Below are 13,643 nucleotides of genomic sequence, written 5' to 3'. Positions count from 1 at the left end.
GGGCCTATTTCAGGCCCGACGCAGCGGGATGATCTCGCGAACCTTCTCGTCCCGGAGATACAGTCCCGCCCACATGACGATTCCGGTGTAGACGGCAAACAGGGTCGTGCTCAGCAGAGGCTGTTCAGCTCGAAGGTTGGTCAACACCGCTCCCCCCAGGTAACCGGTGAGCAGAATCGCGCCGAGTATCGACGTTCGCGGAATCACGTACAGCGCAAGGCAGATCAGTTGCACCACCCCAGCCGTCAATGCCAGCGAGTCCGGCAACCCAAGTTCAGCCGACGCATCCTTGACTGTCTGAAGGTTGAGAATGTGAATGATGCCGTCGAAGAGCATGAAAACGACGAACAGCCCACTCAGGACGTATCCGAGCTTGCGAGCCGTGGCCGAAGGTGTCGTCGTCGTGGCGTTACCGGAAACAGTTTCGTTGTGGACGGGCTGGGTGGTCATCGGAATCTCCTGGGGCGAAGGCGAGCGGCCGGTTGCCACTTCGCTTGCAATTACGACTCCCGAGCGATCGAAAACTCATCGCGCCGGCCGTTACAACGCACCCGGCGTTCAGGACGATTCACCTCACGTGGTCTGATGGACGGTGACACGGGGTGCCGAAAAAGTCGGCTGAGATCAGACCCGATGAACCTGACCAGTTAGCACTGGCGGAGGGATGTCGACATGACCGAACAGCAATTTCAGCGCGCACTCAGCCTGGACGAGCAGATCGTTCTGATCACCGGTGGCGCCCGCGGGCTCGGCGCCGCACTGAGCCGAGCATTCTCCCGCTCGGGCGCCCGCGTAATCGTGAACTACAACAAGAGCCGCGATGCCGCCGAGGCCCTGGTCGCCGAACTGGGTGAGGATCGCACCTTCGCAGTCCAGGCGGACGTGACGGACCGCAGTTCCGTCGACCAGTTGTTCTCCGCTGCACGCGAGAGATTCGACGCACCGATCTCGACCGTGGTCGACAATGCACTGGTCGACTTCTCGTTCAACGGCGATGCACGGCCGAACGCGGACACGATCACCTGGGCCGACTTCGACTCTCAACTACGCGGAGCTGTTGCCGGAACACTCAATACCACCCAGGCAGCGCTACCAGGCATGCGCGAACTCGGCTTCGGCCGAATCATCACTGTCGGAACCAATCTGGTCCAGAATCCGGTAGTTCCGTACCACGACTACACCGCTGCCAAGGCCGCACTGTTGGCACTGACACGGACGCTGTCCGCCGACCTCGGTCCGGACGGGATCACAGTCAACATGGTCTCGGGCGGCTTGCTCCGCACCACCGATGCGAGCGCCGCAACACCGGAAGCCGTGTTCGACATGATCGCGGCAAGCACTCCCCTGCGCCGAGTCACCACGCCGGACGAATTTGCCGACGCTGCACTCTTTTTCGCCTCACCATGGTCACGGGCCGTGACCGGCCAGAACCTGGTTGTCGACGGCGGACTCGTCAAGAACTGATGGGCGCACAGCTGCGGATAGGTGCGTTCCTGCTCGGTTGCGGACATCACAGTGCGGCATGGCGTCATCGCGACTCACCGGTCGAAAGTCTCGGCGACATCACGTATTACGAGTCGCTCGCCCAGATCGCCGAACGCGGCAAGCTGGACGCCGTCTTCTTCGCTGACGGTCACAGTGTTCGCGAACCCGAGTCGGGTGCGTCGTGGTTTCTCGAGCCGATCACCGCATTGACTGCCATGGCACGAGCGACAGCGGACATCGGCCTGGTGACCACCATTTCCACCACTTTCTACACGCCGTTTCACGCGGCGCGACTGTTGGCCTCGCTCGACCACATCAGCGGCGGACGGGCCGGCTGGAACGTCGTGACCTCGATGTTCGACCAGGAGGCGCGCAACCACGGACTCGAGGCGATGCCCGATCACGCATCCCGATACGAACGAGCCGACGAATTTGTCGAAGTGGCCCTCGCATTGTGGGATTCATGGTCGGAAGACGCGCTGATTCTCGACCGGTCGGGGCGTTTTGCCGACGCAAACAGGATTTCTCGAATCGATCACGACGGCAAACATTTTCGGGTGGACGGGCCGTTGACGGTTCCGCGCTCCCCGCAAGGCCGGCCGGTGTTGTTCCAGGCCGGGGCGTCCGAGCAGGGCCGCGATCTGGCGGCGCGTCGCGCCGAGGCAATCTATTCGGTTGCCTACGACTTACCCAGCGCACAGGCCTACTACGCGGACGTGAAATCGAGAATCGAGCGAGCCGGCCGGGATTCGAACTCTGTCGCCGTGATGCCGGGACTGGTCACCTACGTCGGCAGCACCGTCGCCGAGGCCAGGGCGAAGAAGGCCGAACTCGATCTCCTGCTGCCCACCGAACAGTCGATACGCCAACTCTCGTTGTTCACCGGACAGGATTGCGAGAACTGGGATCTCGACGGGCCCGTGCCCCCGTTGCCTCCACTCGAAGCGTTCACAGGGCCGCAGGGACGCTACGCCACTATTTTGCGGATCGTCGAGAAGGACGCACCGACTGTGCGGGAACTCCTCGGGACGCTCGCTGCGGGTGGTGGTCACGCAACGATGATCGGAACACCGGAGTCGATTGCCGACGAGATGGGATCCTGGTTGAACGGCCGCGGTGCCGACGGTTTCAATCTGATGCCGCCGACCTATCCGCAGGGCCTGGAAGATTTTGTCGATCACGTGATTCCAGTGCTGCAGGCGCGTGGGTTGTTCCGTCGCGAATACGAGGGAGCGACTCTGCGAGAAAACCTCACCTAGTCCGGCAGTAGCGGCACCGACAGATCCGGATCGCGTCCCAGGAGCACTCCCCTCGTGAGGGCCGCGGAGCCGAACTTCTTCCGGACACTGTCCATTGCCGAGTCGAGGGCGGCAGTGTCCGGACCCGCGAATCCTGGACCGTCGAAGGGCAATTCGAGTTGTTCGGCGCCGTCCCGATCCAGGTTGGAGACAGCGACACCGATCAACGTGATGCCCTTGTCCGCGATCATCGGTATCGCTTCGTCCAGCAGCACCATCGAGGCGCTCAGCAATTCCGCTGTGTCGGCGGTGGACCGGCGCAGCGTGTGAGATCGAGTTGCCCGCGTGAAATCCGCGAAGCGGAGCCGGAGCGTGACCGTGCGCCCCGTCCGCTGCGCCGAACGCATGCGTCGACTGACACGGTCGACAAGGGACATCAACGACGCATCGAGTTCTGCGCGGGGATGGGATCCGCGACCCAGCGCATGCTGAGCACCCATCGAACTGCGGCCACGATAGGCGCGGACGGGGCGCGGATCTCGATTGTGTGAGAGTGCGTAGAGATGGCGACCGGCGCCGCCCCCGAGAATCGAGACGATCGAGGATTCGTCGTGCCGAGCGATGTCACCCACCGTCACGATGTCGAAGTTTCGCAGCTTCTGGGCCGTGATCTTGCCGACGCCCCACAGCTTCTCGACCGGCAAGGGATGCAGGAACTCGGTCTCGCCCTCCGGCGGCACTCGCAGCAATCCGTCGGGTTTCGCGAATGCACTGGCGACCTTGGCCAGGAACTTGGTGCGTGCGATTCCGACCGTGATCGGTAGTCCGACCTGCTCGGCCACATCGCGTCTGAGGTTGGCTCCGATCTGCAGCGGGTTTCCCACGATCTTGGCGAGCCCGCCGACCTCGAGAAAGGCCTCGTCTATGGAGATTCCTTCGACCAGCGGCGACGTGTCGTGAAAGACGTCGAAGACGTCTTTGCTCGCCTGCGAGTACGCCGACATTCGCGGAGGGACAACTATCGCCTGAGGACACAGTGATCGAGCCTGACCACCGCTCATGGCTGTGCGAACCCCGAACGCCTTGGCCTCGTAGCTTGCCGCCAAGACCACCCCACCACCGACGATGACCGGCCTGCCGGCCAGAGTCGGGTCGTCGCGTTGCTCGACTGATGCGTAGAACGAATCGAGGTCCGCATGCAGGATCGTTGCGTCACCTGTGGACCGACTACCGCCAGAATGATTACCGCCGGAACGGGCACCGCCAGGGTGATTACCTGGCGTTTCTTGATCCAGCGGTTCATGCGACACGAACATATGTTCCCATGCGCCACCGACACAATGAAAGACCGCAAATAGATTCCATGGAATTAATCACGAATCGGGCGTACGGTGAGAAAATGATTCCACGGAATGCATATCGGTTCGGAGTCTGCTCGTGACCAGATCAGCCCTGAGCAGGCACTTCGACAACCTCGTCCGCTTCGAAACCGAATTGTGGACGGCCGCCGACCAGCGACTTCGAATCGAGCACGACCTGCCACTGAGTCGATTCGAGCCGATGCAGATCATCGACAGGCTCGGCTCCTGTCGGGTCTTCGACATCGCCGAGGCCCTCGCGATCACCGTCGGCGGCACGAGCAAGCTGGTGGATCGAATCGAAGCGGCTGGACACTGCCGTCGAAAATCCAATCCCACCGACAAACGATCCTCACTCATCGAGTTGACTCCCGAGGGCAATGAGCTGTTGCGGCGGGCGAAGGCAACGTTCGACGACGAATTGGAGCGCCGTCTCGGTTCCGTGCTGACGCCCGACGCTCTCGATCGGTTCGGCGCCACACTGGCCACGCTGCGTGAAGCCAATCGAAACCTGACACCGACCACGAAGGAAAAAGCATGACCGACACAATGCGCGCAATCGTGCTCGACGCCCCCGGCCCGCCAGAAGCATTGACTATCAATGTGATTCCGATACCGGTGCCGATTGCGGGCTGGGTACTGGTCCGGGTGAAGGCTTTCGGCCTCAATCGATCCGAACTTCACACCCGCCTCGGCCTCGCCGAAGGCGTGACGTTCCCGAGGGTGCTGGGCATCGAGGCCGTCGGCGAAGTGGTGAACTGCCCCGGCGGGGAGTTGACCGAAGGCCGGCAAGTCGCCGCCATGATGGGCGGGATGGGGAGGACGTTCGACGGCGGTTATGCCGAGTACACGTGCGTTCCCGTCAGTCAGGTCGTTCCCTTCTCGAGCGAACTGGACTGGTCGACAGTGGGAGCTGTTCCCGAGATGCTGCAGACGTCCTACGGCTCGCTGACGGTAGGACTGGACGCGAAATCCGGTCAATCCCTGTTGATCCGGGGAGGAACCTCCTCGGTCGGCATGGCAACCGCAGTCCTGGCGAAGCAGTGGGGACTCACTGTCCTTGCGACCACCCGAGATGCGAACAAAGCGTCGTCGTTGACCGCTATCGGGGTTGACCACGTTATCGTCGACGACGGTGCTGTGGCCGGCCAGGTTCGAGACATCCTCCCGGGCGGTGTTGATCTGGCCCTCGAATTGGTCGGAACACCAACACTTCCCGACACGTTGCGCGCGACCCGCGTTCACGGCACCGTGTGTTTCACGGGAATGCTGTCCAACGAGTGGACAGTCAAAGACTTTTATCCGATCGACTACATTCCACGCGGAGTGCGATTGACCTCGTACGGTGGGGACGCGTCCGACCTGCCTGCCGACGTACTGCAAGACTTCCTCTCCGCTGTGGCGTCAGGCGAGGCGGTGGTACCGATCGACGAGGTGTTCGCGTTCGAGGACATCGCGCGAGCACATGCCAAGATGGAAGCCGGTACGGCACGTGGCAAATTGGTAGTTGTGCTCTGACCTGGCTTCTCACACCACGAATCGATAACCCATTCCTGCCTCGGTGATCAGATGCTTGGGGTTCGCCGGGTCATCCTCGAGCTTCCGACGAAGTTGAGCCAGGTAGACACGTAGATAGTGGGTCTCGGTGTCGTACGCCGGTCCCCACACTTCCCGAAGCAACTCCTTCTGCCCGACCAGCTTTCCGCGGTTGCGCACAAGCATCTCGAGCATGCCCCACTCGGTCGGAGTCAGGTGCACCTGTTCACCGCGCCGACTCACTGTTTTCGCAGCCAAGTCCACCGTGAAGGACGCGGTCTCGACCGACGGTTCCGAAGTGTCCGCCGCGGAGGTTCCCCGCCTCGCCGCAGCGCGCACGCGGGCCAGAAACTCGTCCATCCCGAAGGGCTTGGTGACGTAGTCGTCCGCACCGGCGTCGAGAGCCTCGACCTTGTCCGCGGAATCCGTGCGCGCCGACAGCACGATGACCGGCGCCGTGCACCAGCCACGCAGGCCGGCAAGCACTTCGGTGCCGTCCATGTCGGGCAGTCCGAGATCGAGTACCACGACGTCCGGTGGACGCTCGGCAGCAGCCCGCAAGGCACCGGCGCCCGTCGACGCGGTCACCACCTCGTACCCGCGCACCGAAAGATTGATACGCAGAGCTCGCAGAATCTGCGGTTCGTCGTCCACTACCAGGATTCGACTCATGATCCATTCCCATTCGTACCGGCCGCAGCCAACTCCACGATCATCGTCAATCCCCCACCGGGTGTGTCTGTGGCGCTGACCGTTCCGCCCATCGCATCGACAAATCCGCGCACCACGGAAAGTCCGAGGCCCACTCCGCCGGTGTTGTCGCGATCTCCCATCCGTTGGAACGGCTGGAACATCGTTTCGGCCTCACCTCGCGGAACACCTGGGCCCGTATCGGCAACACTGATCACCACACGATCACCGAGTTGCGCCGCCCCGACGCGCACCGGGGTTTCTCCCCCGTAGCGCAGAGCGTTGTCGACGATGTTCGCAATCACCCGCTCGAGCAGACCTTGATCTGCTTGCACTGCAACGGTACCCACGTCGACGACTACACTTCGAGCCCGCGAATCCGAGCGTCCACCGATGCCGAGGCCCAGCAACGCGCGGTGAACCACCTCGTCCAGATACACCGGCCGGAGCGTGGGTTTCACCACCCCGGCGGCAAGGCGGGACGAGTCGAGCAAGTTCCCGACCAGTGCCGTCAACTGATCCGCCGACTCCTCGATGGTTGCCAACAATTCAGCGGTGTCTTCGGGCGAGAACTCGATGTCGTCGCTGCGCAGACTGGACACCGCCGCCTTCACTCCGGCGAGAGGCGTTCGCAGGTCATGGCTTACCGCTGACAGCAAGGCTCGACGCAGTTGATCAGCCTCGGTGAGCGCGGCAGCCTTGCTCGCCTCGACTGTCAGTTTCTCCTGGCGGATCATCCCAACTGCTTGGTGAGCGACCACCGTCAGCACTCGTCGGTCCCGCGCACTCAGGTCGGGCCCAGCCAACAACAGCGCGTATTCCCCGTCGTTGACCTCACAGACCGTATCCGCTTCGTCGTCCGTGGTCGGCGGCTGCGTACCGACGGCAGCGATGACTCCGTCGTCGTGATGAATGACGGAAACCCCTCGCTGGCGATAGATTTCGAGTGCCTTCGCCAGAAGTGTCGACAGATCCGCTCCGCGGAGAACTGATCCCGCGAACAGTGTGAGCAGTTCGGCTTCCTCGGATGCGCGCTTCGCCTCGCGGGCGCGCTTTGCTGCGGCGTCGACCAGAACGGCAACTGCCACAGCCACGATCAACAGCACGACAGTAGTGATGAAGTTGTCAGGTTCGGCGATGGTGAAGCTGTACCGCGGATCGGTGAAGAAGTAATTGAGCAGCAGTCCCGAGATCAGTGCCGACAATATCGCCGGGCCGACGCCGCCGAGGAGGGCAACCAGAACGACCACGACGAAGAACAGCGCGTTCTCGCCGTTGACCCCGGAAATTCGGTCGACGAGACCCATGATCGCGGCCGCGAGCGAAGGCACGACGATCGCCGCAATCCACGACAGGACCCGGCGCTCCGAGCGCCCCAGCACCGAAATGCGTCGTCGCGCCGTCGCTTCCTCGTGCGTGACCATGTGAACGTCGATACCACCGGACTGCTGAACCACCGCAGCGCCGATCCCCTCGTCGAGGATGCGAGCCAGGCGGGAACGCCGCGACGTTCCCAGCACCAACTGTGTGGCGTTCTCCTCACGCGCGAACTCGAGGAGCGTCGACGGTACGTCGTCACCGACAACAGTGTGAAGCGTGGCGCCGACTCCGACAGCCAACGCGCGCACCTTGCCCATCTCGGGGGCCGAGACACCGGTGAGTCCGTCACCGCGTACGACGTGGACCACCATCAGCTCGGCGCTCGACTTCGACGCGATTCGAGATGCGCGTCGTACCAGGGTTTCCGACTCCGGTCCCCCGGTCACGGCAACGACGACACGCTCGCGCGCTTCCCAGGTATCGGTGATCTTGTTCTCGGCCCGGTATTTCGCCAGTGCGGCGTCCACCTGATCGGCCACCCACAGCAGAGCCAGTTCGCGTAGCGCCGTGAGGTTTCCGCGTCTGAAGTAATTGCCCAAGGCCGCATCGACCCGTTCTGGTGAATACACGTTTCCGTGAGAAAGTCTGCGGCGCAGCGCCTCCGGGGTGATGTCGACCAGCTCGACCTGCGCCGCACTACGCACTACCGCGTCCGGAACCGTCTCCTGCTGAACCACGCCGGTGATGTGCGCGACAACGTCGTTGAGGCTTTCGAGGTGTTGCACGTTGACCGTGGACAGAACGTCGATCCCGGCTTCGAGCAGTTCCTGTACGTCCTGCCAGCGCTTGTGATTCTTGCTCCCTGGCGTGTTGGTATGTGCCAACTCGTCCACCAGGACAAGGGCCGGACGCCGAGCCAACACGGCCTCGACGTCCAGTTCCGGCATCCGTGTTCCGCGATAATCCACCAGCTTGGGCGGCACTGTTTCGAGGTCTCCGATCTGCGCCGCGGTGCGGGCGCGGCCGTGTGTCTCCACGACGGCCGCGACCACGTCACAGCCACGATCTCGACGCCGATGAGCCTCACCGAGCATCGCGAAGGTCTTTCCGACGCCGGGCGCAGCGCCGAGGTAGATACGCAATTCACCACGTTTGCGTGCCCTACCGAAAGATTGACCGACCTTCTCCGAAGAACTCACGTGACAATCATCCACCAGTCGTCGGTGCAGCACACGTAGGTGCCGTCAATCCGAGTGCCAGGTTCAATTCCAGTACGTTGACTCGCTCGGCTCCGAGAAATCCGAGTTGCCGACCGTCGGTGTGCTCGGCCACCAAGTCCCGCACCTGGTCTTCCGAGATGCCGTTGTTGGCCGCCACCCTCGCGACCTGCAGTTCGGCGTACGCCGGACTGATGTGGGGATCGATACCCGAGCCCGAACCGGTGACTGCGTCGACGGGAACCGATGCCGGGTCGACACCCTCACGTGCCGCGATGGCTGCCCGGCGCTCGATGACGAATCCGGCCAGAATCTCGCTGCTCGGCCCCTGGTTGGACGGCAGTGCCGCAGCGGGATCACCGGTGGCAAACGGATCCTCGTCCGAAACGGATCCGACAACACGATTGTGGAAGAACGGGTCCTGCTGCCCTTCGGCGACCTGCGGATCGACACCCACCCAGGCACTGCCGACCACGCAACCGGCGGCATCGGTGACCGGTGAGCCTTCGGCAGATCCGGAGCTGATCCGGCTGACACCCCACACCGCGGCGGGATAGACCACACCGAGAACGACGGTGAGCGCGAGCAATACGAGCAAACCCGCCCACACCTGTTTTGCAAAACCGATAGTGAAACGCATGTCAGGTCACCCAATTCCAGGAATCAAACGTACGACGAGATCGATCAACCAGATACCGACGAACGGTGTGATCACACCGCCGAGACCGTAGACGAGCAGGTTGCGTCCGAGCAACTGCGATGCCGTCGACGGTCGGTATCGAACACCCTTGAGTGCCAACGGAATCAAACCGATGATCACCAAGGCGTTGAAGATCACGGCCGAGACGATCGCTGATTCGGGGGTGGCGAGACGCATGATGTTCAACGCGTCCAGCTGCGGGTAGATGCCGCTGAACAAGGCCGGCAGGATTGCGAAATACTTCGCCAGGTCGTTCGCCAACGAGAATGTGGTCAACGCGCCGCGGGTGATCAGCAATTGCTTGCCGATTTCCACCACCTCGATCAGCTTGGTGGGATCGGAATCGAGATCGACCATGTTGCCGGCCTCTTTGGCTGCCGAGGTTCCCGTGTTCATCGCGACCCCGACATCCGCCTGGGCAAGGGCGGGAGCATCATTGGTCCCGTCACCTGTCATCGCGACGAGACGTCCGCCTTCCTGTTCCTTCCGGATCAGGGCCAGTTTGTCTTCCGGGGTGGCCTCCGCCATGAAGTCGTCGACGCCCGCCTCGTCGGCAATCGCCTTCGCGGTCAACGGATTGTCGCCGGTGATCATGATCGTGCGAATACCCATCGCCCGGAGTTCGGCGAACCTGTCAGCCATTCCCGGCTTGACGACGTCGGACAACGCGATCACGCCGAGGATCGAGGTACTCTCACCTTGCTTGACGGCAACTACCAGCGGCGTTCCGCCGGCTTGGGCGATGTCGCCCACGGTGTCGGTCACCGCGGTCTCCGCGTGTCCACCACCACTGACGACCCAGTTCATCACCGCATCCGCTGCACCCTTTCGGATTTGGCGTCCGGAGTGGTCGAGTCCGCTCATCCGGGTTTGTGCCGTGAACGGAACGAACTCGGCGCGTTCCTCGTCCAGCGTCGGCTCGGCAGCGAGACCGAAATCCGCTGCGCACAGCTCGACGATGCTCCGTCCCTCGGGAGTTCCGTCGGCCAGGCTCGACAAGCGAGCTGCCGCAGCAAGATCGTCGGCGGATACACCGGGCGCCGGATGGAGTGCGGTGGCCCGGCGGTTACCGAAAGTGATGGTTCCGGTCTTGTCCATCAACAGGGTGTCGATGTCGCCCGCAGCTTCCACCGCGCGTCCCGACATCGCGAGAACATTGCGCTGGACGAGGCGGTCCATGCCCGCGATACCGATCGCCGAGAGCAGCGCTCCGATGGTCGTCGGGATCAGGCAGACGAGAAGTGCGATCAGCTTGATCGGATCCTGCTCGTGCCCCGCGTACAAGCCCATCGGGCCGATGGCTACGACGGCGAGGAGGAAGATGACGGTCAACGACGCGAGCAGGATGTTGAGCGCAATCTCGTTGGGTGTCTTCTGACGTGAAGCACCCTCGACGAGCGCGATCATCCGGTCCACGAACGAACTGCCCGGTGCTGCGGTGATTTCCACGACGATGCGGTCCGAGAGAACCGTCGTACCACCGGTGACGGCGCACCGGTCACCACCGGATTCACGGACCACCGGCGCGGATTCACCGGTGATCGCCGATTCGTCTACGGAGGCAATACCTTCGACCACGTCGCCGTCGCCGGGGATGACCTCGCCGGCAACCACTATCACCCGATCGCCGACCACCAGTTCGGTGCCGGAAACCGATTCGATCGCACCGCTCATCGTGATCCGATGTGCTGTGGTGTCCTGCTTCACCTTTCGCAGGCTCGCCGCCTGCGCCTTGCCGCGCCCTTCGGCCACGGATTCGGCGAGGTTCGCGAAGATCACCGTGAACCAGAGCCACAGGGTGATCACCCAGGAGAACACCGAGGGATCGGCGATCGCCATGACAGTGGTGATGACGGAACCGACGAACACCACGAACATGACCGGGTTTCGGGCGAGGTGGCGTGGGTCGAGTTTGCGCACGGCCCCCGGCAACGCGGTGATCATCTGCCGCGGGTTGAAAACGCCTGCGTGTACTTGACGGGACTGCCCTGGATCAACCTTGTCGGCAGCGTCTTGCGCTACCACGGGTTTCTCACTGATACGCACGGTCATTGAAGAGCCTCCGCTAGCGGGCCCAGCGCGAGGGCCGGGAAGAATGTAAGTGCAGCAACAAGAACGACGGTGCCGGTCAACAAACCGGTGAACATCGGTCCGGACGTCGGGAGGGTGCCGGCCGTCGGCGACACCTTCTTCTGCGAGGCAAGAGCACCGGCCAAAGCGAGAACGAAGATGATCGGCAGGAAACGGCCGAGAAGCATGCAGATTCCGAGAGACGACTGGAACCAGTCGCTGGTGACCGTCAGACCGCCGAAGGCGCTGCCGTTGTTGTTGGAGGCGGAGGCGAAGGCGTAAAGCACCTCACTGAACCCGTGGATCGATCCCGGCGTGCCCGGATCTCCCCCGTTGCCTTGATAACCGGTGGTCGAACCGAGGATGACGGTGATGGCGGTACCGATCAAGACCAGCGCGGGCATGACCAGAATCGACAGCGCCGCAAGGGTGATCTCGCGTCGACCCAACTTCTTGCCGAGATATTCGGGCGTGCGACCGACCAGCAGTCCGCCGACGAACACTGCGATCAATGCCAGCACAAGAATCCCGTAGAGGCCGGTTCCGACTCCACCTGGCGCAATTTCGCCGAGCAACATGTTGAGCAGGACCGCGCCGCCGCCGAGGGGCGACATGCTGTCGTGGGCCGAGTTCACCGCGCCCGTCGACGTCCCCGTGGTCGCCACCGCGAACAACGCCGATCCGGGGATTCCGAAGCGAACTTCCTTGCCCTCCATCATCGAACCAGCTGCTGTGGCGGCAACACCGCGTGCGCCGGATTCGGCAGAGAGCGTGACTGCGAGCAGCCCGCTCCACAGGATTCCCATCACTGCCAGCAGGGTGAGGCCTTGCCTACGATCCCCGACTAGAGTTCCGAACGTTCGGGTGAGGCAGACCGGAATCAACAGGATCGCCAGGATCTCGACGACATTGCTCAACGGGGTGGGGTTCTCGAACGGGTGCGCCGAGTTGGCAGCCAAGATCCCGCCACCGTTGGTGCCGAGTTCCTTGATCGCTTCCTGGGACGCGACGGGGGCCAGTGCATTGGTCACCGCATTGCCGTCGAGGCCGGTGGAGGCGAAACCGCTGTGGAACGACTGGATCACTCCCTGGCTCAACAGGATCAGGGCGATCACGAAGGAGAACGGGAGGAGGATGCGCAGAGAACCACGCGTCAGATCGACCCAGAAGTTGCCGATCTCGCCGCCCCTGGCCACCCGAATGAAGCCACGAACCAATGCGATGGCCACCGCCATGCCGACCGCTGCCGAGACGAAGTTCTGCACCGCCAGACCGACGGGCTGAACGAAGTTGCTCATCGTCGTTTCCGGCGTGTACGACTGCCAGTTCGTGTTCGCCACAAAGGAAATTGCGGTGTTGAAGGCAACGGCAGGGCTGACGCCGGACAGTCCGTCACTCAGCGGTAGTACTCCCTGAATCCGTTGCAGGAAGTACAGGAACAATGCGCTGGCCAGCGAGAATCCGAGAACGCTTGCGGCGTAGCCGTACCACGTCTGCTCGGCCCTGGAGTCGATCCGACCGACGCGGTAGATCACACTCTCGACCCGAAGATCTCGCGTCGACGAGTAAACACGCGCCATGTAGTCGCCCACCGGGACGTAGGCGATTGCCAGAACGACGAGGACAAAAGCGATCTGCAGGCCGGCTGCAAGAGCGGGCGACATCAGAACCTCTCAGGATCTACGAGTGCAACGAGCAGGTAAATGACCAATGCCGCGGCGACGGCGATCAGAACCACGCTGACCACACCGGCAACCGTCATTTGGGAGCGCTCGCCTGTAGGGCGCGCAGTACCAGCGCGCACACGAGAAAACCGCCGAGAATCAGAGCAACGTAGGCCAGATCGGCCATGAGCTTCCCTCTTCGAAATCTTTTGCCGTGCTGCTGTGCATCGCAGCCATGACGCGCGGTCGCCCTCGACCGGATGCGCTCTCTCAGCTTCGACCTCCGGAAAGGCCGATTCCGCGTCTCTGACGATCCGCTTACGCACTGACCTGGCGTCTTGACGCGATCTTGACGCGAAACCGAA

At 62.8% G+C, this 13,643-nt stretch carries 12 protein-coding genes and 1 riboswitch; of the genes, 4 read left to right on the top strand and 8 right to left on the bottom strand.

What is annotated here, in order from left to right:
* Window positions 1-9: 9 nt before the first annotated feature.
* Window positions 10-450 carry a DoxX family protein gene (locus QRN54_RS23790; protein WP_003944516.1) on the bottom strand — a complete coding sequence of 147 codons (441 nt, stop codon included), beginning with the start codon at window positions 448-450 and terminating at the stop codon, window positions 10-12.
* A gap of 138 nt (window positions 451-588) precedes the next feature.
* Window positions 589-682, top strand: a riboswitch (TPP riboswitch).
* On the opposite strand from QRN54_RS23790, the gene QRN54_RS23785 reads away from it, so the two are divergent.
* Both QRN54_RS23785 and QRN54_RS23780 read left to right on the top strand, forming a co-directional pair.
* Window positions 673-1,464, top strand: coding sequence for a 3-oxoacyl-ACP reductase (locus QRN54_RS23785; RefSeq protein ID WP_064074774.1), 792 nt, complete (start codon window positions 673-675; stop codon window positions 1,462-1,464). Its footprint overlaps the riboswitch before it by 10 nt.
* A complete protein-coding gene (locus QRN54_RS23780; protein WP_007731085.1) occupies window positions 1,464-2,744 on the top strand; it encodes an LLM class flavin-dependent oxidoreductase in 1,281 nt (426 codons plus the stop codon). The genes QRN54_RS23785 and QRN54_RS23780 overlap by 1 nt, the downstream gene beginning before the upstream one ends.
* On the opposite strand, the gene dinB is transcribed toward QRN54_RS23780, so the two are convergent.
* Window positions 2,741-4,039 carry a DNA polymerase IV gene (dinB, locus tag QRN54_RS23775; protein ID WP_007731083.1) on the bottom strand — a complete coding sequence of 433 codons (1,299 nt, stop codon included), beginning with the start codon at window positions 4,037-4,039 and terminating at the stop codon, window positions 2,741-2,743. The two genes, QRN54_RS23780 and dinB, sit on opposite strands and share 4 nt — an antisense overlap.
* Window positions 4,040-4,160: 121 nt before the next feature.
* Here dinB and QRN54_RS23770 point away from each other — a divergent pair, with 121 nt between their 5' ends.
* Both QRN54_RS23770 and QRN54_RS23765 read left to right on the top strand, forming a co-directional pair.
* Entirely contained in the window at window positions 4,161-4,622 is a 462-nt protein-coding gene (locus QRN54_RS23770; RefSeq protein WP_073512191.1) for a MarR family winged helix-turn-helix transcriptional regulator, read from the top strand.
* Window positions 4,619-5,599 (top strand): zinc-binding alcohol dehydrogenase family protein, encoded by a 981-nt coding sequence (locus QRN54_RS23765; protein ID WP_073512190.1) that lies wholly within the window; start codon window positions 4,619-4,621, stop codon window positions 5,597-5,599. Before QRN54_RS23770 ends, QRN54_RS23765 begins: the two co-directional genes overlap by 4 nt.
* Window positions 5,600-5,608: 9 nt before the next feature.
* On the opposite strand, the gene QRN54_RS23760 is transcribed toward QRN54_RS23765, so the two are convergent.
* From QRN54_RS23760 to kdpF, 6 genes are read right to left on the bottom strand one after another with little or no spacing between them, the layout of a single operon-like run.
* Window positions 5,609-6,289, bottom strand: coding sequence for a response regulator (locus QRN54_RS23760; RefSeq protein WP_003944545.1), 681 nt, complete (start codon window positions 6,287-6,289; stop codon window positions 5,609-5,611).
* A complete protein-coding gene (locus tag QRN54_RS23755; protein ID WP_003944466.1) occupies window positions 6,286-8,826 on the bottom strand; it encodes a sensor histidine kinase in 2,541 nt (846 codons plus the stop codon). The genes QRN54_RS23760 and QRN54_RS23755 overlap by 4 nt, the downstream gene beginning before the upstream one ends.
* Before the next feature lie 7 nt (window positions 8,827-8,833).
* On the bottom strand, window positions 8,834-9,484 hold the full coding sequence (locus tag QRN54_RS23750; protein WP_007731080.1) for a potassium-transporting ATPase subunit C: 651 nt from the start codon (window positions 9,482-9,484) through the stop codon (window positions 8,834-8,836).
* Between the two features lie 6 nt (window positions 9,485-9,490).
* Window positions 9,491-11,596 (bottom strand): potassium-transporting ATPase subunit KdpB, encoded by a 2,106-nt coding sequence (kdpB, locus tag QRN54_RS23745; protein ID WP_042450171.1) that lies wholly within the window; start codon window positions 11,594-11,596, stop codon window positions 9,491-9,493.
* Window positions 11,593-13,278, bottom strand: a complete 1,686-nt coding sequence (gene kdpA / locus QRN54_RS23740; protein WP_285183150.1) for a potassium-transporting ATPase subunit KdpA — start codon at window positions 13,276-13,278, stop codon at window positions 11,593-11,595. The genes kdpB and kdpA overlap by 4 nt, the downstream gene beginning before the upstream one ends.
* The gene (gene kdpF, locus QRN54_RS23735) at window positions 13,278-13,376 is read right to left on the bottom strand and encodes a K(+)-transporting ATPase subunit F (RefSeq protein WP_007731078.1); all 99 of its coding nucleotides are present in this window, start codon (window positions 13,374-13,376) and stop codon (window positions 13,278-13,280) included. Before kdpF ends, kdpA begins: the two co-directional genes overlap by 1 nt.
* Window positions 13,377-13,643: the final 267 nt, after the last annotated feature.

The organism is Rhodococcus sp. MEB032 (assembly GCF_030208925.1).
GTDB lineage: Bacteria > Actinomycetota > Actinomycetes > Mycobacteriales > Mycobacteriaceae > Rhodococcus_F > Rhodococcus_F qingshengii.
This window is presented reverse-complemented; position numbering and strand designations above follow the sequence as displayed.